Annotated in this window: 21 protein-coding genes; 11 read left to right on the top strand and 10 right to left on the bottom strand. The window is 35.3% G+C overall.

Annotation, left to right across the window (positions count from 1 at the left end; translation table 11 throughout):
- Positions 1-73 precede the first annotated feature (73 nt).
- The gene (locus tag ABU914_RS11500; protein ID WP_379669877.1) at positions 74-1,612 is read right to left on the bottom strand and encodes a glycosyltransferase family 2 protein; all 1,539 of its coding nucleotides are present in this window, start codon (positions 1,610-1,612) and stop codon (positions 74-76) included.
- A 146-nt stretch (positions 1,613-1,758) separates the two neighbouring features.
- On the opposite strand from ABU914_RS11500, the gene ABU914_RS11495 reads away from it, so the two are divergent.
- The 4 genes from ABU914_RS11495 (at position 1,759) to ABU914_RS11480 (ending at position 8,760) form a co-directional block, all read left to right on the top strand.
- Positions 1,759-3,861, top strand: coding sequence for a CDP-glycerol glycerophosphotransferase family protein (locus tag ABU914_RS11495; protein ID WP_379669876.1), 2,103 nt, complete (start codon positions 1,759-1,761; stop codon positions 3,859-3,861).
- Between the two features lie 131 nt (positions 3,862-3,992).
- Positions 3,993-4,811 (top strand): ABC transporter permease, encoded by an 819-nt coding sequence (locus ABU914_RS11490; protein ID WP_379669875.1) that lies wholly within the window; start codon positions 3,993-3,995, stop codon positions 4,809-4,811.
- A 12-nt stretch (positions 4,812-4,823) separates the two neighbouring features.
- Entirely contained in the window at positions 4,824-5,624 is an 801-nt protein-coding gene (gene tagH, locus ABU914_RS11485; RefSeq protein ID WP_379669874.1) for a teichoic acids export ABC transporter ATP-binding subunit TagH, read from the top strand.
- A gap of 835 nt (positions 5,625-6,459) precedes the next feature.
- Positions 6,460-8,760 (top strand): polysaccharide deacetylase family protein, encoded by a 2,301-nt coding sequence (locus ABU914_RS11480; protein WP_379669873.1) that lies wholly within the window; start codon positions 6,460-6,462, stop codon positions 8,758-8,760.
- Between the two features lie 230 nt (positions 8,761-8,990).
- Here ABU914_RS11480 and ABU914_RS11475 read toward each other — a convergent pair whose 3' ends face one another.
- From ABU914_RS11475 to ABU914_RS11450, 6 genes are all read right to left on the bottom strand, one after another.
- Positions 8,991-9,458 (bottom strand): Hsp20/alpha crystallin family protein, encoded by a 468-nt coding sequence (locus ABU914_RS11475; protein WP_379669872.1) that lies wholly within the window; start codon positions 9,456-9,458, stop codon positions 8,991-8,993.
- Between the two features lie 354 nt (positions 9,459-9,812).
- Entirely contained in the window at positions 9,813-10,199 is a 387-nt protein-coding gene (locus tag ABU914_RS11470; RefSeq protein ID WP_379669871.1) for a DUF3887 domain-containing protein, read from the bottom strand.
- Between the two features lie 2 nt (positions 10,200-10,201).
- The gene (locus ABU914_RS11465; RefSeq protein WP_379669870.1) at positions 10,202-10,879 is read right to left on the bottom strand and encodes a YhfC family glutamic-type intramembrane protease; all 678 of its coding nucleotides are present in this window, start codon (positions 10,877-10,879) and stop codon (positions 10,202-10,204) included.
- A 92-nt stretch (positions 10,880-10,971) separates the two neighbouring features.
- Positions 10,972-12,282 carry a GHKL domain-containing protein gene (locus ABU914_RS11460; RefSeq protein ID WP_379669869.1) on the bottom strand — a complete coding sequence of 437 codons (1,311 nt, stop codon included), beginning with the start codon at positions 12,280-12,282 and terminating at the stop codon, positions 10,972-10,974.
- On the bottom strand, positions 12,282-13,016 hold the full coding sequence (locus ABU914_RS11455) for a LytR/AlgR family response regulator transcription factor (protein ID WP_379669868.1): 735 nt from the start codon (positions 13,014-13,016) through the stop codon (positions 12,282-12,284). The genes ABU914_RS11460 and ABU914_RS11455 overlap by 1 nt, the downstream gene beginning before the upstream one ends.
- 142 nt (positions 13,017-13,158) lie before the next feature.
- Positions 13,159-13,680: an HdeD family acid-resistance protein gene (locus tag ABU914_RS11450; protein ID WP_379669867.1), complete on the bottom strand. Its 522-nt coding sequence runs from the start codon at positions 13,678-13,680 to the stop codon at positions 13,159-13,161.
- Positions 13,681-14,017: 337 nt separating this feature from the next.
- Between ABU914_RS11450 and ABU914_RS11445 the strand changes: the two genes are divergently transcribed.
- From ABU914_RS11445 to ABU914_RS11415, 7 genes are all read left to right on the top strand, one after another.
- On the top strand, positions 14,018-15,358 hold the full coding sequence (locus ABU914_RS11445) for a c-type cytochrome (RefSeq protein ID WP_379669866.1): 1,341 nt from the start codon (positions 14,018-14,020) through the stop codon (positions 15,356-15,358).
- The gene (locus tag ABU914_RS11440; protein ID WP_379669865.1) at positions 15,359-16,426 is read left to right on the top strand and encodes a cytochrome ubiquinol oxidase subunit I; all 1,068 of its coding nucleotides are present in this window, start codon (positions 15,359-15,361) and stop codon (positions 16,424-16,426) included.
- A 330-nt stretch (positions 16,427-16,756) separates the two neighbouring features.
- The gene (locus ABU914_RS11435) at positions 16,757-18,415 is read left to right on the top strand and encodes an AAA family ATPase (protein WP_379669864.1); all 1,659 of its coding nucleotides are present in this window, start codon (positions 16,757-16,759) and stop codon (positions 18,413-18,415) included.
- 16 nt (positions 18,416-18,431) lie between these two features.
- The gene (locus ABU914_RS11430; protein ID WP_379669863.1) at positions 18,432-18,875 is read left to right on the top strand and encodes a hypothetical protein; all 444 of its coding nucleotides are present in this window, start codon (positions 18,432-18,434) and stop codon (positions 18,873-18,875) included.
- Positions 18,876-18,881: 6 nt separating this feature from the next.
- On the top strand, positions 18,882-19,112 hold the full coding sequence (locus ABU914_RS11425; RefSeq protein ID WP_379669862.1) for a DUF2997 domain-containing protein: 231 nt from the start codon (positions 18,882-18,884) through the stop codon (positions 19,110-19,112).
- Entirely contained in the window at positions 19,109-19,984 is an 876-nt protein-coding gene (locus ABU914_RS11420; protein WP_379669861.1) for a ComEA family DNA-binding protein, read from the top strand. The genes ABU914_RS11425 and ABU914_RS11420 overlap by 4 nt, the downstream gene beginning before the upstream one ends.
- The gene (locus ABU914_RS11415) at positions 19,984-20,586 is read left to right on the top strand and encodes a 4Fe-4S single cluster domain-containing protein (RefSeq protein ID WP_379669860.1); all 603 of its coding nucleotides are present in this window, start codon (positions 19,984-19,986) and stop codon (positions 20,584-20,586) included. The genes ABU914_RS11420 and ABU914_RS11415 overlap by 1 nt, the downstream gene beginning before the upstream one ends.
- Before the next feature lie 296 nt (positions 20,587-20,882).
- On the opposite strand, the gene ABU914_RS11410 is transcribed toward ABU914_RS11415, so the two are convergent.
- The 3 genes from ABU914_RS11410 to ABU914_RS11400 form a co-directional block, all read right to left on the bottom strand.
- On the bottom strand, positions 20,883-21,959 hold the full coding sequence (locus ABU914_RS11410; RefSeq protein ID WP_379669859.1) for a hypothetical protein: 1,077 nt from the start codon (positions 21,957-21,959) through the stop codon (positions 20,883-20,885).
- 436 nt (positions 21,960-22,395) lie between these two features.
- A complete protein-coding gene (locus tag ABU914_RS11405) occupies positions 22,396-23,049 on the bottom strand; it encodes a hypothetical protein (protein ID WP_379669858.1) in 654 nt (217 codons plus the stop codon).
- A 108-nt stretch (positions 23,050-23,157) separates the two neighbouring features.
- Complete coding sequence (locus tag ABU914_RS11400; RefSeq protein ID WP_379669857.1) at positions 23,158-23,316, bottom strand: TipC family immunity protein; 159 nt, start codon at positions 23,314-23,316, stop codon at positions 23,158-23,160.
- Positions 23,317-23,325: the final 9 nt, after the last annotated feature.

The raw sequence follows: 23,325 nt of genomic DNA, 5'->3' as shown, positions 1-23,325 counted from the left end.
TTGATGTTTTTTTCGTTTTCCTAAAATGCTTCACTATTGGTAAAATAACAACCTTCACTTTCAATTATTAACACTACTTCACTTTCAACCCGTAATTATCCCCTATCGTCGTGTAAAAATCGAATTCTTTATTATGGTAAGTAATAATGTTTCTCGTATTCATTTTAATCATTAAATTTCGGTATTTGTTATAGCGAATAAACACCAAATAGCTTGACGAAGAAAGTTTTGCTAACTCATCATAAGGGATGGAAACAGTATACAATTGAGTGTCTTCCTGTACAATCGGAAACTGTCGTTCGTTTAAATGATTGACCCGATCACGAATAATAAGTGAGTCAATTTTATGCTCTGGATCTCCATATATATGAAAGTGGATATTTACATTCTCTTTCTCCCTCTCAGAAGAATGATAAACAGCTAATAAAGGCAACCGCGCCAATTGATAATCATCGTCAAAAGGCAGACGATAATAAGGAAGTCCATCTTTAATAATCGTTTGCTTAGCAGTTTCCTTTATACTCCAGCGAATTAAGCTAACGATATCATCGTAACGCTCTTCTTTAAATAGTTGAACTAGAACTTTATGCCACGGTTCAAAAAAGTTTTCCGTAAAATCATAACGTAATTGTGTCGTTGTGTTTAGCACTTCCGCGAACTTTTGAAAGTACTTCTCTTTTTGTCTCGATTTTAAGAAATGTTGTCGATTGAATAACCTCGTAATACAATCAAACTCATATAAACGATTTAACACCATTCTTTCAATTTGCTCGGGTAAATTTTTGCTAATCACATAATTTATAACCGCTATATTTGTATCTGTTTTTTCAAAAATCGACGTTCTTGAAACTAGGCTCTTATTATCTTTGTTTCGATTGACATAATATACGACTTCTTTCGTTGTCGAGATGGAAGGACAATTTGTTAGTACATCAATAAAAAATTGTTTGTCTTCCGCATAACGCATATTTGGAAATTTGCACTTATTCTCTCTTACAAATTGTGTTCTCATCATTCTAGCCGTCGGTCCTAAATGTTGAAATACATGAGGAATTGTGCACGGATGAATCGATTCACGCTCTTCGCAACTATTGTATTCACCTGTAATTGCATATTTATTGTCTTCCACCTTAATCGTTCTGCCAATCGCATAATGGTCCCCTGTCTTCTTTAATATTTTATATAAAACCTCAATTCCATTTGGAGTTAGCCAATCATCCGAATCAATAAACATCATATATTCACCTTTTGCCAATTGAATCCCGATATTTCTTGGTATTGCTGGCGAGCCATTATTTTTTCTGAAAAAAACAGGAACAATATTCGGGTACAGTCGCGCATAAGACAAAATGATCGTTCTGGAACGATCGGTCGAACGATCATCGATAATAATGAGTTCAATATTCTTAAACCCGATCGTTTGGCGAATAACAGAATCGATCGTTTTCTTCAATGTCTTTTCTGCATTGTATACTGGCAAGATCACAGTAACTAATGGATTTTCTATTCTTTTTGTATGGTGGACATAATACCCGTCTTGATTATATTGAGCTTTTCGCAACAAAAGTTCTTCTCGATTAAACGTCGGTATAAATTGGCGAATGATTCCCATGAATGCTCCTCCTTAAGTTAAAACAAAAGCATCATTCATCATTTCCAAACTAATACTTATTTATAACTTTTGGATTAATTCTGTATTTTTTTGGATATACCATGTCATAAAAGAGGAATTAAATTGTCGGAAGGACTAGGAGCTTTATGACTCAAGCAAATTTAAATGATATGAGTGCTATATCAATAACGAAAAATAAAACATCATTTCAAATACTTATCCCAATACGCAGAAAAACGGTTTCGGGCAGCAATGAATACAGCTTTTTTTTAAAGCAGCGTAATGGCAGGAAACAGATCAGTCTTGAATCAAACACTCATATGCTTACTAACAAATATGTCATCTTTAAAGTGACCGTTATCCCGCCCCCTTCCCTGCTTTTAAAAGCGGAAAAGCAAATTTGGGACTTATACTTTTATACTAATCTTCAGGGCGAAGAGTTGAAATTTCGAATCAAAACAACAGATAATGAACTTAACCTATTCACAATTTTAAAGCATAATAATACGAGAATGTTTTATCCATTTCGAACAAGACATTCAAATTTATCATTTGTTTTAAGCTATCCAAATGTGCTCGCTGCGATTACGAACGTAACAATAACAAAACAAAATATTTGTTTAGAAGGTTATTTTCACTTCCCTCCACTCACCGAATCATCTAACAATAAATTAATTAAAGCGCAGCTCGTCGTCACGAACAATCAAAATAATGAAGACGTTCAAATTCCATTGATGAATATACGTCGAAGAGCAACAGCTCCTTCTATTATTGAATTTAGCTGTAACATCAATCTTCACAAGCGATGCTCCAAAAACGAAAAAACAGCTTTTAAGTTTTTTCTAGAACTGGATATTGAAAAGAACGGTCAAACCGAAACATTAAGAAGCGAGCGACTGCGTTGGAATCAACAAAATCGAGAATTAAAGTTAAAAAAGCAGTTCTCTTATACAACCATTGGAAAGATCAAAATTAATGCTCAACCTACAAAAAAAGCAAAATATTTAAGCTTAACAGTTTCAACATACGACTTTAAAAGCGGGCTAATCAAAGAAACGAAAAGAAAATTGGTGAAAATAAGAAGAAGCAAATGGGTTTTACATGTTTATCAACGAGTATTTTCTTTGATTGGATTTCTTCCAAAAAAGAACATGATTATGTTCGAAAGCTTTCATGGCAAACAATTCAGTTGCAGTCCAAGAGCGCTATACGAATACATCAAAGAAAACGATATGAACTATAAAATGTATTGGAGTGTTAATCGAAAACATTCTCATAAATTTACTGATTTAGACGTAAATACTGTTCAGCGGTTTACTTTAAAATGGCTCTTTCTCATGCCAAGAGCGAAATATTGGATTACAAATAGTCGTTTGCCATTATGGCTACCAAAGCCGAAGCGAACAGCTTATGTTCAAACGTGGCATGGTACACCACTTAAAAAATTAGCGGCTGATATGGAAGAAGTGCATATGCCAGCTACGAACGCAGAAAAATACATTGAAAACTTCTTAAAAGAGGCAAAAAAATGGGATTACTTAATTTCCCCTAATCCATATTCAACCGAAATCTTCCGACGTGCATTCGGATATGAAAAGCAAATCATTGAGTCAGGGTATCCAAGAAATGATTTTTTAATAAAAAACAACCGTGAAGAAATTATCGATGACATCAAACGAAAATTATCTCTTCCATTGAATAAAAAAATTATTCTATACGCTCCAACTTGGCGAGACAATCATTATTATGCAAAAGGAAAATATAAATTTGACATTCAACTCGATCTTAACCAGTTAAAAAGTGAACTTAGTGACGACTATATCATCCTATTAAGATTGCATTATTTAATTGCTGACGAACTTGATTTGTCGGGTTATAAAGACTTTGTATTTGATCATTCACATTACAGCGATATTCGAGAGTTATATTTAGTATCAGATTTGCTCATCACCGACTACTCTTCTGTTTTCTTTGATTATGCCAATTTGAAGCGCCCGATGATTTTCTTTGTATATGATCTTAATGATTATCGCGACAAACTTCGTGGTTTTTATTTTGATTTTGAAAAAAACGCACCTGGGCCATTAGTGAAAACAACGGAAGAGTTAATAAGCAAAATCAAAAAAGTAAACTTAGATGACTATGCTAAAACTTATGAAATGGAAGCATTTTATGAGAAATTTTGTTCTCTTGAAGATGGTTCTGCATGCAAACGAGTGATAGATAGCATATTTAAAGAAAATATATAAAATAGGCTAATACGGATACAAATTAGCCTTTTTTTATTTGTCTTTTCAATAGTCTACTTGTATAATTTAATGACGTATAATATAGAGAGAAACCTCCTATCAACGGAATTGAAAGGAATTTAAATAGATCTATGAAATCAGCGATAACGGTCATTAAAGAACAAATCGACCATTTTTATTTAATCCGACGTCTATCGTTATATGAATTGAAAAGTAAAAATAAAAACAATTATTTAGGGATGGCATGGGAAGTCATTAATCCGGTCATCCAAATTTTAATTTATTGGTTTGTATTCGGAAGCATTCGGCAACGTGCTGATATTGAGATCGCTCCAGGCATGGACGTTCCTTTCATTTATTGGCTGCTTTGTGGATTTATTCTTTGGACTTTCTTTTATCAATCGACAATACAAGGTTCAAAATCCATTTACACAAGACTACGGTTGTTGTCTAAGATGAATTTCCCGATGAGTGTGATTCCGAACATCGTGATTTTTTCCCAATTTTACATCCATTTAGTACTACTAGTCATAGCTTTCTTAATCTTTCAATCAGGGGGCTATTTCGTAACTATTTACTTTATTCAAGTACTTTATTTTATTATTGCATCGTTTTGTTTAATCTTTGCCATTTCACTTATTACGTCTACTCTGTCAACGATCATTCGAGATGTGCACATGTTTTTAAATTCAACATTACGCATGTTGCTTTATCTATCACCCATTCTTTGGCAAATGACAGTGTTAAGTGAAAAAGTACAATTTATATTAAAATTAAATCCTCTATATTATTTAATTGAAGGATATCGTTCTGCTTTCTTTGGCTTAGAATGGTATTTTATCGCTCATTGGAAATATACTCTTTATTTCTGGGCAATTACCATCGTTTTATTTCTAATCGGATCAGCGTTGCATATGAAATTTAGAAAACATTTTATTGATTACTTATAATCGGTGATACTTATGAATAAAGCGATAATCGCTAAAAATATAACTAAAAAGTACAAGCTTTATAAAAACACGAAAGAACGTCTTTTTGATTTGCTTTTACCTAGAGAGTATGGTGATGATTTCTATGCCTTAACGAGAGTCAACTTTGAAGCTGAACGCGGTGACGTCGTCGGCTTTGTTGGAATTAACGGTTCTGGAAAATCAACACTGGCTAACATTATAGCGGGCATTGTTCCTGAGACTTCTGGTACAGTTAAAGTAAATGGAGAGGTAGCTTTAATCGCTGTTGCCGCTGGTCTAAAGGGCGATTTAACAGGACGAGATAATATTGAGTTAAAACTTTTGATGCTCGGTTTCAGCAAAGAAGAAATCAAGGCACTAGAACCTGATATTATCGAATTTTCAGAGCTCGAACATTTTATCGACCAGCCAGTAAAGTCGTATTCTAGTGGAATGAGATCCCGACTTGGTTTTGCCATTTCGGTAAATATTGACCCTGACATTTTAATTATAGATGAAGCACTCTCTGTAGGTGATAAAGCATTTGCCGAAAAAAGCCTTGCAAAAATGAAAGAGTTTAAAGAAAAAGGAAAAACGATGATCTTCGTTAGCCATTCTATCGGACAAATGAAACAGTTTTGTGATAAAATTTTATGGCTCGAATATGGAATGGTGAAAGATTTCGGAACCGTTGAAGAAATTATTCCAAAATACGAGAAGTTTTTAAATACATTTAAAAAAATGAAAAAGAAAGAAAAAGAACAATACCGTTTAGACGCACTAAACCGACAAAAAAAATTGCTAGAACAATAAGTATGTATCTATGCTTTAACATCAACTTTTTAGTAACGATTAGTTGAATTTTTCCCCACTGTGGTGCTATTCATTACACACTAACTACAAGCGAGCATATGCTTTAAGAAATAACTATCCAAATGACAAATGATGGTGTTTTAATAGCAATTCATGACGTAAAAGTTGACTAAATCACGAATGGAGAAGGGCTAGTTCGGTCAATCAAAAGAATGTCGGTTCACAAAGCGAATCTATTGAAATGGAGCATCCATATTTGCCTTTTAGTTCAATTACTTTGGTTTGATGATACATCAAATTACCAACCAATTCAGAATAAGAAGAAAATGAAACAATATGCTGCAGGAATTGTTAATAAATCCTATCACACGATTTTTTTCCTATTCACCAAAATACACAGTGTTAAACAACTTAAACGATTTAAAACAGTTACACGCATCAAACTTAAATATGTTTACAAATAGAACAGATATAAAAAACTTTAGACCTTGTTTTTAAGGTCTAATTTTTGTCTTCTCAATTAAAACTTTTCGATACTTAACCCCTCTTTTTATCTGCTCATTTCTCTTTTAGAGGCTTTTCTTTTTTCTAATAGTTGAATTAACTAGTGAATTGGAAATTACAGCATTTTTAACTAGCTCTAAAGTCTTTAGATAATACTTTCAATGTAGTTAATTAAGACTGTCTAACATCATGATAAATAAAAGTTTTCATTATTTATTCCCATAATTTTAATATTTTGCTAACGGTTCATAAAATTAACTGCTATAATATCTAGTAACATTGATGTGAGTCATATATATTATATTAGTGTTTTTATGGGGGTAAAGACATAATGTTTCGTTCTAAACGCTTAGTAGTTTCGATGATTATCGTCCTGTCTTTGTCATTTTTTTTACAATCTAATTATGCTAGTGCTGAAGAATTAAGTCGTGCTGATTTAGAAAAATTTATTAACACTGAGGAATTATCAGGGGAACGACTACAAGGGTATGCCCTGAAACAGCCTATTTCTGTTTACGCTAATCCTTCAAGAGAAGCAATTGTTCTAAAAAAATACAACTATAACCATTCTCTTGTATTTTATCCCTATTCTTCTGACTGGTATGTAGCAACTGTTTATATAAATGGCATAGCGTATAGAGGCTATATACATAAAAGTGATGTCGGGGAACATAGCGGAGCACCAAATGTAAGAGGCATTGCACTAAATAAAACGAATGTATTCAGTTCGACAGATGAACAATCAAAAGTCTTGAAAAGTTATAACAAAGGAAGCGTCTTAGAATACCGGGGTTATAATAAAAACTGGTATATTGCAACCGTATATGTAAACGGAGCAAGGCATACTGGATATATTGCAGCTAAAGATGTTGAAACGGTTGCAACAGAACAACGCATGACTGAAGGTATAGGAATAAGAAAACCAACAAAAGTATATTCGCGAGCATCCGCTGATTCAAAAGTTCTTAAAACCTATAGGGCTGGTCAAGTTTTACGGTACCGTACGTTTTCAAAAAATTGGTTTGAAGCAACAGTATATGTAAAAGGCACTAAGCATACTGGATATATTGCAGCAAAAGACGTTGAACAAATTACCGAAAAACAAAACTTGAAGGGGGTAGGCATCAAAAAACCTACTCGAGTCTATTCACTTGCTTCTAAAGATTCAAAGATCCTTAAAAGCTATAAGCATGGTCAAATTTTGCGATATCGAACGTTTTCAAAAAGCTGGTTTGAAGCAACGGTGTATATAAATGGAAAAGCACAAACAGGATATATTCCAATTACAGACGTTGAGCCGACTATAGAGAAGCAACAAGCTTTAAATGGAGTCGGTATAAAGCAACCTACGCGAGTCTATTCACTAGCATCGAAAGACTCGAAAGCCCTAAAAAGCTATAAATATGGTCATATTCTTAAGTTTCGTACGTTTTCCAACAATTGGTATGAAGCGACGGTATATGTGAAAGGAAAGCCGCAAACGGGCTACATTTTTAAACATGATATAAACCCTGATTTAAAAAGTAGTTTAAAAGGCTATGCCTTAGCTAATTCAACTGCAGTATATAGTGACACTTCTCGTAATTCCAAAATATTAAAGCGTTACAAAAAAGGACATTTACTTCACTTTCGATCACATAATAATAATTGGTTCCGTGCAACAGTGTATGTAAATGGAAAAGCACACTCTGGATTTATTCATTCTAGTGACGTGAGTCCACACGCGCCTAAACTTAAAGCTCATGCTTTAGCAAATCCAACACATGTATACAGTCAAACGTCTAGAAGCTCTACTAGGCTAAAAAGTTATAACCTAGGTCATCTATTACAATTTAGACCGTATAATGATTATTGGTATGAAGCGACAGTGTACGTAAAAGGAAAGGCTAGAACCGGTTATATTCATGTTAATGATGTAGGAGATCTGCCTGCTAAAAAGCAACCCAAAGAAGAACTAGGATTTCATCTACCGATCTTGATGTATCATCAAGTTGGTGATAACCCTTCGCCGTCACAATATGGTTTGTTCGTAAAAGAAGAGAACTTTAAAGAGCAAATGGAGTTATTAAAATCTAAAGGGTATACACCTATTCATTTTGATGAGATTCCAAACATCGAAAAGATTAAAAACCCTATTATTATTACATTTGACGACGGACGAGAAAATAATATGATTGCATACGAGATTTTAAAAGAGCTTAATGATGATAACTTCCAATCAAAAGCAACATTCTTCATCATAGGTTCAAGAATTAATTCGGAGGGCTTTTTATCTCAAGAGCAAATTTCAGAAATAAATGAGTCAGGAATAATTTCTATTCAATCTCATACGATGACTCACCCGCATTTTAATGATAATGAAATTGCGCATCGCATTAACTTAACTTATCAATTAAATGAAAGCAAAAAAATGTTGGAAAATATCACTGGAAAAAAAGTTACGACATTAGCCTACCCATACGGAGCTTACAATGATACCGTTATTGAAGAAACAAAAAAATACTATGATTATGCAGTAACAACAAGACCAGGCATCGCGAATACTAAGGATTCCCCTTATGAACTAAAAAGAGTCAGAGTAAGTTATGATACAACATTAGAGCAGTTTAAAAACTCAATTGGCTTAAAATAAGGAAAAAAGGTTACTAAAAAGCTATAAAAGCAAACTATGTCGAGAGGTGGAGAGAAACGACTTGAGACTCCAAACTCCAAGGATAATCATTCCGATTCCTAATAGTAATAAAGAATGAATATAAACTTTTTTCATTGAAACCTCACTTTTTCTACGCATTCATAAGCTATGAAGAAAAAACATCCTTAGGTAATATACACACGTTCCTAAGGATGTTTAAATTTTCATTATTAACGCTTTCCAATTTTAATCCGACGGATTTTGCTTTCTTTTTCTTTCGGAAGTGTAATGTAGAGGATGCCATTTTTGTTATCTGCACTAATATTATCCGTTTGAATGTTATCAGGTAAAGTGAACGAACGATAAAACGATCCATAACGATGTTCAATCACTTGCATTTGTTCATCTTGATCTTCTGTCGTCACCTCTTCTTTCTTTTCACCTTGAATGGTCATGACGTTCCCATTAATTTCAATTTCGACATCATCAGGATCAACTCCAGGGATTTCAACTTCGACGATGTAGCGATTCTTTTTCTCTTTAATGTTACAAGCAGGCATAAAGGTCGATTGCTTGTCCCATAACGAAACACTTGAAAAAAAAGGCTCGTCAAAAAAACGCTGAAACACTCCATCCAATTCCTCTCTCAATTTTTTCAATGGTCGATCATTGGAATTCCAACGTTGAATCGAGTTCATCTTTTTTTCCTCCTTCGTTTTTAATCTTTCATTAGTTTTATTACCGTCTAAAAATGAAATAAACATCCTTCGTGAAACGTTCGACAAATTGCCAAATTTTCTTATAAAAAATTTGACAAATATAAAGACTAGCCGCTAACGCATATCCAAAAAATACTTCACAAAAAAAGACACGAACGTGAAAATGTGCTATGAAATCAGTTGTAAAGATTTTTCCCAATGGGACACCTACAAATCTAAGCTCTTTCAGAGTCATCATTTGAACCTTCCCTTCTCGATCAACTCGATCACGATCTAATTTCATAAAATTTAAAAATCCTTTCCCGAGCATTCGAGAAAGGATAATGTCTATTGTTACTGTATAAACAACCCACCAATTTCTTCATTCTCTGTAAACGAAATGGTGAACACACGGTCTTCTTCACTATAGTTCGCGACGAGAACAACGATGTAGTAGCCATCTTTTTCTTCAACCGAAGCTTTATCAATTTGTTTAAAATCACCGGACTGTTCGATGACAGGAGTGAGTTCTTCCATGTCTTCTACTGGTAAGCCTGCCTCCATCTCTTCATTAAACATGGCATAAACATCTTCATAATTTCCATCATTTAATAACGTAACGACCTCTTCCGCTTTCTCTGTAAATTTATCCGCTGTTGCATCATCCACTTTGTTCCCTCCGCATGCAACGAGTATAATCAGTGCGATGACACTTAACATCATCAAAATCATTCTTTTCAATGTCATTCTCCTTTCTTTTTTATCGATAAGCTATAGTAGAAAACTGCGAGTGCAAAAACTGCGACTATAACTTCCAAAACGAAAAGCACGTAAGTGTTTGGAACGTATAATGGCAAAATACCAACTAATGCATCAACTAGTGCGTGAATGACGATGGCATACAAAATGTAACGAAACTGCTTTCGAACAACACCTTGCAAAACAATGATGGACAGCCCGATGTGCAACATCATGGCAAAAAAACGTTCAATTCCACCGATAAAATACATTTCGCTATCGATAAGTTCCATTTGACTAAAGCACAGACCAATCGCAGGAATCCCAACAAATAACACTGCTTCAATGCCACCATGTCCCGCTCCAAACAAAAAGCCTGCTTGCCAATCTCGCCGCTTCATCAAAAAACGCATTGCGAAATAACGAGCGAGCTCTTCAAAAATGGCTGCTGATAAACCGAGCACAATTGCAAATAACAGTGGCTCAGTTGCTTTTAACATTATAAAGCTAGTACTATGTCGGCTTACATATTCTAAAAGCGGGATGCGCAAAAAAATTTGTGAACTGACAAATGCTAGTACACCTAATAAAAATGCGGTCAATCGTCTCGTATACAGTGAGTAGAATAGCGCTGTTAGTGGTAGGCCTATACTAATAAACACAGCAAAGATTATACTAGCCATTCACGTTCACTCCCTAACGGAAGTATATAAAATCGACGGCATAAAGTCTGCTTGTTATTCATACTCGGTACATTTTTCGGCATAATTGGTTATCACTTTTTTAATATGAGTGTTTGCGTAAAATAAGGCGCAACAAACTCCGTCTCTAACGTGGCATTTGGTGTTTTATCAATCAAACGTTTTAATGAAAATAACCCGTATCCTTCGTTTTCCTTTTTACTCGAATAACGCTTCTCGTAAATTTTCTGTAAATCCATCGTTTCGTGCATACAACTATTGCGAATGATAAAATATTGACGTTCTTCCATTTCAAAGAAAGCAAATTGGACAACTTTTTCTTCACTTTGAATTGCTTCTTCCAACGCATTATCAACAACGATTGTCATTGCCCGAATAAAATCGATCATTGGCATCGCCACGTCTTCAATCGTTTCGGGTATATCGATCATTACGTTTACTTGTTGTTGCTGGGCCGAAAATAATTTTACGATTAACACGCTCTTCACTTCGGGAATTGCGATCCGCGATAACTTTACGATATCTAGCTCATGATTATCGATCAATGTTGAAGTTGGAGCGATGACATCTTCATAAACTTGTTCGATTTGCTCGATATTTTTCGTACGCACGCCTTCACCTAATGCAAGTAAAACATTCATATAATCGTGACGAAAGCTCGCCAATTCATCATGCAGCAGTTCTAATTTTTCGACATAATCTCGATGTGCCTTTTCCAAACGTTCCTCATGTTCTTCTACTAATCTTTCCTTCGTCAAATGTGAACCGATCAGTACAATAAGAAGCAAAAGAAAAAATAATATAAATGCTACAATATAACTTGCTTGCCCGTACTGTTCGTGTAAAGAAGATAATAATGCAGTAGACGGCGTCGTTAAAATAAGTCCTACAATGAGTCCAACGATTAGCAAAACATAACTTATATAATAAAGGGGACTGTCAACAATGTACTGAGCAAGTCTCTGAATTGATTTACGCCATAAAATAATGCTTATGAAAATGATCATGGACACAAGAAGATGGATGACACTTCCTGTCCATATATACAAATTCAACGGCGAAAGCATAAACAGTTTTATACCTAGTTCCATCAATACGAGCTTCACTAACGTAATGAGGACCATGCTCACTAAAGCGAAATAAACGTTTTGTGTCAATGTCAGCTTGTCCTTCAACAAGCCCAAACTCAATAAAAAAAGGAGCATCATCATGTTCAACTCAGGATAACCGGTTACGGTGACGACGATGCCTAACAAAATCGTAAAAACGATGCTTAATACAAAAACCATCATATAAGACAAACGATCATAACGAATTAATTGAATGTATAATAATACGTGGCTCATGCCAATAAACATAATGGCGACAAGATCATAAATAAACATCACCGTTCATCCTTTACGATTCGGCGTACTTTGTTCGCTAAACGACGTGAAACTGGTATTTGTTTTCCACTTTTTAAAATAAGTGCTTTTTCTAATGTGTCATAAGCCAATATTTGCATTTTGTTCACGAGGTAAGATTGGTGACAGCGCAATAAACGTTCGTCCAATGTTTCAATTTCTTTGAGCGTGCCATAAAAATGAATAATTCGATCTTTCGATACTAATGCTAAGCGATGCGGTTCGTCTGTTGTAATATACTCGATCGATGGAAATGGGATACGGACAGTCGCATTCATATTTTCTACAATGAAATCATCAGCTGGTACTTCAGACTGGTTACGCGCTTCATAATGAAGCAAACATTGCTCAAACATCCGATACCGTTCCTCGTAAGGCAACCCCTTATCAATAAACGTTAATGCCGACACCATATATTGATAGGAGATCGGGGCAAACTCAGAGTGTGTCGTTACGAACACGATGATCCCTTGCGTATCATATTTACGGATTGACTGAGCGACTTGTAAACCTTTACGTTCCTCACCTTTAATCTCAATATCTAAAAAATAAATCGGGACATACGTAGTATGCGAAAGCTTTTCAATAATACATTCACTCTTGCTCGTCACTTCAATAAAATCGTATACCAACTGGTGCCTTTCACAAATTTCTTCAACGAGTCGCTTCATATGTTGAGCTTGAATGACATCATCTTCAAAAATAAAAATGCTCATGCGATCACCACTTCAAAATCAATCTATGTATAGCATAGCATGTCAGATCCGTTCCATAGAACATGTATCTTATTCATAACGAGGGAGTGTCAACAGAGTATCTAAAATGGAAAAGACGAAGGAACTGTCTAAAAAGTATTCATCAAACTCTTTTGTTGACCAACCGCCAAAATGATATCCAGATGAGCCCTTGTGCGATGAAAAATAACCCTAGCATGATTGCGACTGAAATAGCCGCAATCGCGTTTGTGAAAAAAGAAACAATCGCAAGTAGTCCTGTTATGATTCCTAACATAAGCAAAACGATCCAACCGTGTAAACCCCTCACAGCAAAAGCGATGAGACTGTATAAAATCGAAGAAACGAGTAGCCATGCTGCAAAAATAATAATGAAAACTCGTTCAGCGGTATTCGTATACATGAAAATTAATCCACCGATAATAAAAGAAAAAATGCCATCAATTAAGATCCAACGAGAAGGTCGCCATATTTTTTTCCACTGAAAATATGAAATCACATTATTTATTCCATTCAAAATGAGAATAATTCCAATTGTTAATGTTAGTACCCTGAGTGATGTTGTAGGGTTGAACAAGCACCAGACTCCAATGACAACCATGGCAATTCCTAATAGCAACAAAGAATGTAAGTATAGTTTCCGCATTTGATTTCCCCTCGTTCTTTAATTTACTCTTTATCAATACATTACCCTAAGCTAGAGCAAATCAATCGCAAACTTACAACAGTTTTATCATTCGTAAAATTTATAAGAAATTTCTATGAACTTTTGATGGAATCTATTTAACGTTCTTATGACACCCTCGTTTTTACACACCAATTTCACACTCCTTACATCGTTCTTTCACATTGTTTGCGTACCATTACAGTAAGTGAAGGTTCAAGAAAAATCATCATTACTCAACGTTCTGTTTTTCATTTTTAGACTTCGAGTTTTTGAACACTCACTCGGAAAAATAAAACCGTTTTGGGGGGACACAAAAGTGAATTTTCCTAGTATTGAATTTCCGTGGTTTGGAAATGGAACGGTGATCGCTTTGATTGCCATCATTCATGTTATCGTTAGCCACGGTGTTGCAATTGGAGCTTCGACATTAATGGTTACTGCTGAATACGTCGGTTATAACACAAGGAATGAAAAACTTGATGCTTTCGCCCGAAAAATGGCGAAGTGGGTATTGATTATTACGACAACAGTTGGAGCGATGACTGGAGTTGGCATTTGGTTTTCAACGACAGTCATCCAACCTGATTCAATCGGTGCACTTCTGAGGATTTTCTTTTGGGCTTGGACAGCAGAATGGATTGTATTTATTACTGAAGTTATCCTCTTAATTATGTATTACCATACGTGGGACACATTTAAAGACCGAACTAAAAAGCCTACGCATATTCGCATGGGGATAGCGTTGGCAATTTTTTCATGGATTACGGCTGCGATTATTACAGGAATTCTTGCTGCAAAACTCACTCCCGGTCGTTGGACAGAAACATTTTCCTTTTGGCATGCATTCCTTAATCCAACGTACTTGCCTTCATTAGGATTTCGAACATTTTTAGCGCTTCTTTTAGCGATCGCGATCATAGGCTTTTTTGTCAGATGGCGCGTGAAAGACGAAACGTTGAGAAGTGAAATTTTTCGAATTTTTTCTTTTTGGTCGGCAATCGCATTTGCTGGAGTACTCGTTACTGGCATGTGGTACTTATACTCAATTCCAGAAGAAGCCTATGAACTCGTTGTTTATTCAACTGGAATGAGTGAACAAATGTTTAACATTATCAATATCACTGGCTTTGCGATCATTTTAATCTTTATTTTTTGGGCGACTGTCAAACCGAAAACATTGCCCTTCGTTTTATCTTTAGCCGTTTTAGGCGCTTCGTTCGGATTTATCGCGGAATTTGAATTTGTGCGTGAATCCGTCCGAAAGCCCTTCATTATCTATGACTATATGTATGCAAATGGCATCCTTGAAAAAGATGTTGAAAAATACAATGAAAACGGCGTTCTGGCGTACTCTACTTTTGCAAAAAATAGAGAAATTACGGAAGACAACAAATATGAAGCCGGAGAAGAAGTCTATCGCGGTCAATGTTTAGAATGCCATACGATAAATGGCTGGCGTTCCAAACGCGCATTAGTAAAACGGTTAGACGGCTGGACTGAAGATACGATTCAGCAATTTATTCCAGGGATGCATAATGCTAGGCCTGTCATGCCTCCGTTTGTCGGAACGGAAGAAGAGTTGGAAGCATTAAGCCATTATTTGTATACCGTTGTCAATGAGGAAAACAAGACATCGTTAACGAAAGGAGAAAAGTAAATGAATGGTTCACATTCAATGCCGATCCCTTCTGACATTCAGCTTCAGATACCCGGAAATTTAAGTTTCTTTGCAGTACTGCTCATTGCCAGTTTTTTGCTACACATTATTTTCGTCAATATTACGATTGCTCTTGCATCGGGGGCAGTCGTTTTCGAAGGAATCGGGATGCGAAAGAAATCTAGCTTTTATGATCGCATCGCACAAATCTTTTCCTACCATGCATCGATTCATAAAAGTATCGCTGTTGTGCTTGGAGTTGGACCACTTCTATTAATCAGCGTGCTATACACACAATATTTTTACTCATCAACGATACTTATTGGCAAAGCATGGCTAAGCATTATTATTTTATTGATTTCCGCTTTTTTGCTACTCTATGCTTACAAATTCCTTTGGGACAAACTTGAAAATAAGAAAATGTTTCATCTTGCTATCGGAATTGCAGCAACGTTAATTTTATTGTTCGTACCGCTTATTTTCATCGTAAATGTCGTATCGATGCTTTATCCTGAAAAGTGGATACGAGCAAACGGATTCTTTCATTCTCTTTTCTACTACCCGCAAATTTGGCAAAGGTATTTTCACTTTATTTTAGCTAGCTTTGCAGGCGGAGGCTTGTATGCTGCTCTTTTTTACACATGGAAAATGCGGCGGCAAAAAAAGAAAAAACCAGATTATCAAGAAGACAAACTTGATCATTTTATACGGAGACTCGGTGTTAAGGCAACCATTTGGATTACATTTATTCAATTTGTTGCAGGTGCGCTCGTGCTCTTCTCTCTCGAACGCGAGATCAAGCTTCTTTATATGGGAGGCGATTGGTTATCAACCATTTTACTCATCAGTTCGCTTATTGCTACGTTCATTTTACTTCTATTCTTATATATGGCGGATAGCAAAGATTCACATCGTGCGTTTATGGGCGCACTCATTTCATTTGTCATCGTACTTGGGCTGATGGGCTGGATGAGGCATGAAGTGAGGGAAGCGTATCTCAAACCTCACATTGAAAACAATCCACGTACCGTTGAACTACCACTCGTGAAAGCAAAGCAAGACAACTAAACTATAAAAGGAAGCGAAGAAAAACAAATTTTTTACCTTCGCTTTTACAATTGTATTTTCATTCATAATTATTTATTATGCAACATATATAGAAAATAACTGAAATTAACTCATCATTACAATCACGAGTCGCCGGCATTACTTATTGTGTAATTCCTAAGTTGACAAAACTGACAACAATCAAACTCTAATATTCGATACATCTTTTCCATTTTTTATACGTGACTGTCATAAATTTTTCGACAGTCTTTTTCTATTTATTCAGATGAAATTTCCTTTATTTTCTTCTATACTGAAAAGAAAGCAAACGAAGGGGGAATTTCGACAAAGATGGCTACTAACATTCCATTTTCTCAAAAGCTTGCACACTATTTACGAGCCAGAGTTGCCTTTTTGTCTATTACAACGTGGGAAGAAGAGCGAGTCATACATGACATCAAAAAAATTTGTTCAGATGAACAACTAATTAAAACGACTAGAAGCATCTATACGTGGACGGTAACAGAAGGGTTTATTCATGATTTTAAGCAAATAAACAAGAATACTAAAGATCCTTTAACCGCGTTGGATTATATTGCAAAAATTGACGAATCGGCTGTCGTCTTATTAAAAGACTTTCACATTTACCTTAATGAAAGCGGAAGAAACCGAGATTATACTATCATCCGTAAAATTAGAGACCTCGTTTCTGTTATAGAGAACGATCCAGTCCCAAAGAATGTTATTTTCATTTCACCGACAATGCATCTGCCTTTCGAGCTTCAGAAAGATATTATGATGGTAGACTATGGGCTCCCTACTTATGATGAAATTCAAAAAGTGTTGGAACAAATGATCGAAATAAATAAAGATAATCCAAGAATTACAATTGATCTGAATGAAGAAGAAAAAGAAAGTGTCATAAAAGCCGCTCTCGGACTTACGATCCAAGAAGCTGAAAATGCATTTGCTCTATCACTCGTAATGGATGGTCGCCTAGACATCAAAACGGTTAATCACGTATTGAGTGAAAAACAACAAATTATAAAGAAAAATGAAATTCTCGAATATATCCCCCAAGAACCTAGCATAAATGATGTCGGAGGCTTAGAAAATATTAAACGATGGTTAATAAAGCGTGATAAAACGTGGTTGAGTTCTGCAAGTGAATATGGACTTCCCGCTCCGAAAGGACTTCTAATTACAGGTGTTCCTGGCTGTGGAAAAAGTTTAATTGCTAAAGCCGTAAGCTCATTATGGAAGCTTCCTTTATTAAAATTAGATATAGGCAGAATTTTCAGTGGCATCATCGGAAGCAGTGAAGAGAATATGCGCAAAGCAATCGAAACCGCTGAAGCTCTTGCTCCATCGATATTATGGATCGATGAAATTGAAAAAGGCCTTGCAGGCACTAATTCTACTGGAGACAGCGGCACTGCTTCACGAATTTTTGCTACTTTTTTAAATTGGATGCAAGATAAGACAAAGCCTGTGTTTCTTGTAGCAACAGCGAACGATATTCAAAGGCTGCCACCTGAATTTTTAAGAAAAGGTCGTTTTAACGAAATCTTTTTTGTCGATTTGCCAACTTATTCGGAGAGGAAAGCAATTTTCAAAATCCACATTGAAAAACGGCTAACTTCCAAAAAAGCAAGAGGAAACTTTCCGATGAATGATGAGACATATGATATGCTTGCTAAAAAAACGGAAGGTTTTATCGGAGCCGAGATTGAGCAAGTTGTTATCAATGCTTTATTTGAAGCGTTTAATCATGAACGAGAATTGTATGTTAATGACATCAAAAAAGCGATTGCCGAGACAATTCCATTATCGATTACACAAGCAGAAGAAATCAAAGAATTGCGCAAATGGGCAAGTGTCCGTGCAGTCGCTGCCACATTAGCAGATGATCGAAAAGAATACGGTGTAGATCTCGACGGTGAACAAGAAAGTGAGCCTTACGCTCAAGATGTTCATTCAAAACGCGGCGGCAGAATGTTAGACTTTTAAAGGAGGGCAAGTTACATTGAGTTTATCTTTAACCTTAATTCCTGTTGCTATCGCAGTCTCATCAACCATTTCATACGCCATAAATGGAAAATTAGAAGAAGGAGCTTATTTTGAAATAGATACACACATGAAGGATGAACATATACTAAAAGAAGCATTAGCTAACTACGGATGTACAGTATCTTTTAAAGAAGCAAATCTTGAGTCAACACTAGGGAACATACAAATTTTATTTCAAAAATATGAAAATGATACGTTGCGTGCTATTTTTGATAAATCGATCCGTTCAGAAGATGCGGAAGAATTTATTAAAAACATTTATAGCGAATATACAAGAATCGTACAGCAAAAAACGTACGAAAAATTATTGCAACGTGCTAAAGAAGAAGGGCTTACATTGGAATCAGAACAGATAAATGAAGAAGATACTATCGTATTAACTTTTCAAGTAAAGGAGTAATCAAAAATGAATAAGAAAATTCGTTTTGAAATTACTTCATCGGGAGAAATAAAAGTGAAAACAATCGGAATGAACGATGAACAATGTTTAAATTATGTTGAAATGATCGAGCATTTGCTGGATGCTAAAACAATCAATTCCTCTTATACAGAAGAATTTATACAAGCACAGCAACTGCAGAGGCACAATGAAGTCGTTCAAGAGAATGAAAAGATTAAAGGAGATTTAATGAAATGAGACCGAAAGAACCTTTCGATAAAGCATGGAAATACAAAAATTCCATTTGGCTCGTCTGGTTATTTGTTCCGTTTGGATTAACGATGTATATAAGCTTTTTATACATAGGTTTAAAAATGAAACGGAAAAAGTGGATTATTGCTGGAGTGATTTATTCTATTATCACTAGCCAAGCTTTTATTCTGACTGAATTCTATCCGGACGATCATATCGTATCTGATCTTTCGATATGGCTATTAATATTCGGTTGGATTTTTGCACTAATTCATGGATTTTTGGCCCGTGATGAATATTTGCATATGTTATCCGAAAAAACTTATGCACATCCAGTTCACTACATTCATTCACCGGTGACCTCTCCTCGCACTCATCAACGGGAAAAAAAGAATCCAACCATCGTGAACATTAATAAAGCCACGGCAAAAGAGCTTGAACAGTTGCCGTCCATTAATTCTTTTTTAGCAAATAAAATGGTTGCAGTCCGAAGGGACATCGGACACTACCGGTCTTTTTCTCATCTCATTGAGTCGATCGGCGTCAAACAACATATTTTAGAAGATGCAAAGGAATTTCTTATTTTCTCTCACAATGATGAGTTTGACAGACAAAATAAAAGCGTAAATTTGAATCATGCTTCTGTAACCGAGATTTGTAATCAACTAGATCTTGATGAATCATTCGCAAAACAAATTGTGAATATACGAAAGAAACTCGGTTCTTTTCATTCGCTTATACACTTTATGCAAGAGACGAATCTACCACCCCATATCGTTGCTAACATAAAAGATAGGATCACTTTTAACGCAACCAAGGCTGACCGCGAGCATAATCCAAGCAGAACTCCTCACTCTGGAAGGATCGTCGACTACTAATGATTATTCAATTGCACCGTTTTTTACCGTTGACAACAGCAGAAGGTCCTGGTCGCCGTTCCTGCATTTGGGTTCAAGGCTGCCCCATCCATTGCAAAGGTTGCGGAGTTCCTTGGACTTGGAACCCCAAGAACGGAACAAGGATAACAGTTGATGAACTTTGGAACAAAATTGTATTCTGCAAACAAAAGCATCAAACCGAAGGGATTACCTTTCTTGGGGGCGAACCATTTGAACAAGCAACTGCATTAGCGGAAATTGGCAAACGTGCTCAATCGATTGGATTAAGTGTAATGACTTTTACAGGCTACTATATTGAACAAATAGAAAAGCAAAATAAGCCTGAATGGAAAGCGCTATATCGCGTTACTGATTTGTTAATTGATGGTCCATTTGAACAGGATCAACCCGATAAAAATAGACCTTGGGTCGGTTCTACTAACCAACGTTTTCATTTTTTAACTGATCGTTATAAATCACTGCAAAAAACGTTAACAAACGTTCCTGATCGTCTGGAAATCCGCTTAAAAAGAGATGGTACAGTAGAAGCTAATGGGATGGTTCCATCGGAAGTATGGAATCGAATTTTTAAAACACTTTAAATAGTATGGAGGCACGTCAATAGTTAGGGCTAATAGCTGATTACGAGAACTTGACAATTTTTTATATGAATGGACTAGCCGTATAAAAAGTGAAAAGATTCCCCCTAGTTTGGGAGAATCTTTTTTTGTCAATCTGAACGCAAATACGTTAAAAACACTTCATTACCTCCTCTTTTCTATGGCGTCTTTCATTATTTCTATTTTTTAAATCGAAATGTTCAAACGTTTGCTAATTGAACATTATTTTGAATTGACCGCCACAAATAAAAGCGCTTTTTGCATTGAACTGTAACAAACTAATATACCCACGATTCATCACGTGATAAACAATCATTAAAGTCTTCTACCTTTTGAATCTCTCCCACTTTACATGAATGTGTTCGGCCATTTGAATAGTATAAAAAAATGTATGATTCCCCTAATCCCTTTTCTTTTAACATGTCGATGACTTTCGGTATTGTTTTCTCTGAAAATTCTTCGTCCATCGTTAAACCGAAGTGATGTTCATATACGGTGTTATGACGACTAGATTTTGAAGGATAAAGCAATGACGTAAAAATATCCGTTCCGAAAGTTTCAAGTTCTTGGATGAGTTTTTCATCAATTACGTGAAGTGAGCGAACTTGTTGAAGTTGCCGTTCAAACCCTTTTAGTACGTTTTTTTGTTGTTCATCATATATTTTCACTTGAATTTCTTCCCGCTCAAATTGATCTCCTTGATACTCTAAAATCGAAAATTGTAAATTTAATGCAATATCAGTTTCAATATATTCTAAAATCAGTTCAGCTAGCCTATGTAAGCTGCGCATTAATTCATCTGCGTCAACATGACGATCTTGAACGTCTAAGTAAAAAAGTAACGTACGCATTCCTTTGTGATATGTTTTATAGTAGTGCTCTTCATCGACACCGATTATTTCAACGTGCATATTACGGATGTCTTCGATTTCCTGTTGGTACGTATGATCTTGTTGTACGAGCGCTTCGTGCTTGTTTTGAATATAATTATTTCCTTGCAACACTCGTTTCCTCGTATTGATGGAACCTTCGACAATGATCGGAATGTCTTCGTTCACTTTCATTTTAACTGTATAATCTTTTCCAGTAAAAATTTTATCAATTCCAAGTAGTTTATACTTATACGGATCGTCTTTTTCTTTGATTGAAATTACTTCAATTTGATCTAACGGAAACTGATAGGCCGCTTCTAAATCATGAATCACAGAAGATTCTAGTCGTTTTTCTATCAAAACAGGTCGAACGAAAAAGATAAATACGACTAACATCACAATAGTAAAGTAAAAGTTAATAGCATTAAAAAAACATGCTTTATTCTCAGCCCAACTCATCCTTTCTGCCAGTTTGCTCAGCATTATAAAAGCTTCAACCCAAGAACGTAAAGTCGAAGCTTTCTTATCAATAGAGTCATGTTTAACATGACTTTGATGGGAAAAACACATTACATTTATAATATCAATCTCTAAAAAGTGCGTCTATATACCAAAAGCAACCCACTGAAAAGCATATTGTGCATGCTGGATTGGACATTTTTGAATACTATTGATGCTCAAAGACAGGTGTAAGTTCTTCCATTCCCTCTATTAACAACCCTTCTCTTTCTCTACATCAAACCGGCATAGACATCCTCATAGCTCTGATTATTTAATAACGATACAACTTCTACCGCTTTCTTTGTAAACTTTTCTGCTTTCGCATCATCAGTTTAACGACACTAATGAACGTAGCAAAGATTAAACCTGCTTCAAACGTCCGTCACATATCATTACTTGACTGTTGACCGAAAATAACTTAATGTCCAAAAAATAGCTGGAATAATTGGGGGATTGATTCACTTATACCACTAATTAACATGATGAAGAGCCAAACGACTAGTAAAATCAGTAAAACAATCACAATTACAATTAAGACAAAATAAGAAATGAAAGCGAAGAGAAACTGACCGCTTGAAATACTCAATCCCCACTTTAATCCCATCCCTAAATAAATGAAATAAAGTAACCAAGTGGGATTAATGATGCTTATCAAACCTCCACTGTCACCCACCATATTCATAAAAAAGATTTTAAATAGATATAAAAATAATGATCCATATAGATAAGCTAAATATGCATGCAAAACGAGTGATAAAATCAGTTTAAATGACTGTTTGTTCTTCGCAAAAATCAACACTACATAAAAGTAAAACGATGTGAAAAGGAGGAGAAAAGTTACAAGGACAAAATTAATCGTAAGCCCAAAAGAGAATACATCTAATGAGATAGATGAAAACGACGGATAAATTGAGACGAAAACTAATAACTTTCCAAGAACGATAAAACATAAAGCTATCAAAATTGGAAACAAAATAATAGGGCTGTTTCGCAACTGCGCATAAAAAATTTTCGGCTTCCACAAAAAAGTAATAAATTTGCCACTGCGAATATAATCTGTCTTAATCATCATCACTTCCATTCGATATTTGAATCTCAAATTTCTCACGAAAAAGATCACTTGTTTTTTAACCGTTCTATTATCAAAGTAAAAAAACAGCTTCTTATGCTTATTAATCACTCATCTTGATATTGATGTCGCTGTTACACTTTTGACATGGGCTGTACTTCCATAATACATTTCATCAAACACATTTTTTACTTTTATTGCTTTATACACGTAATGACCTCCGATAAATAACAGAACGACACTTATTACAACATAAATTATTTTTTTCATTCGTAACTA

This window comes from Pueribacillus sp. YX66 (assembly GCF_041725775.1).
In the GTDB taxonomy this organism is placed as follows: Bacteria; Bacillota; Bacilli; order Bacillales; family UBA6769; genus Pueribacillus.
This window is presented reverse-complemented; position numbering and strand designations above follow the sequence as displayed.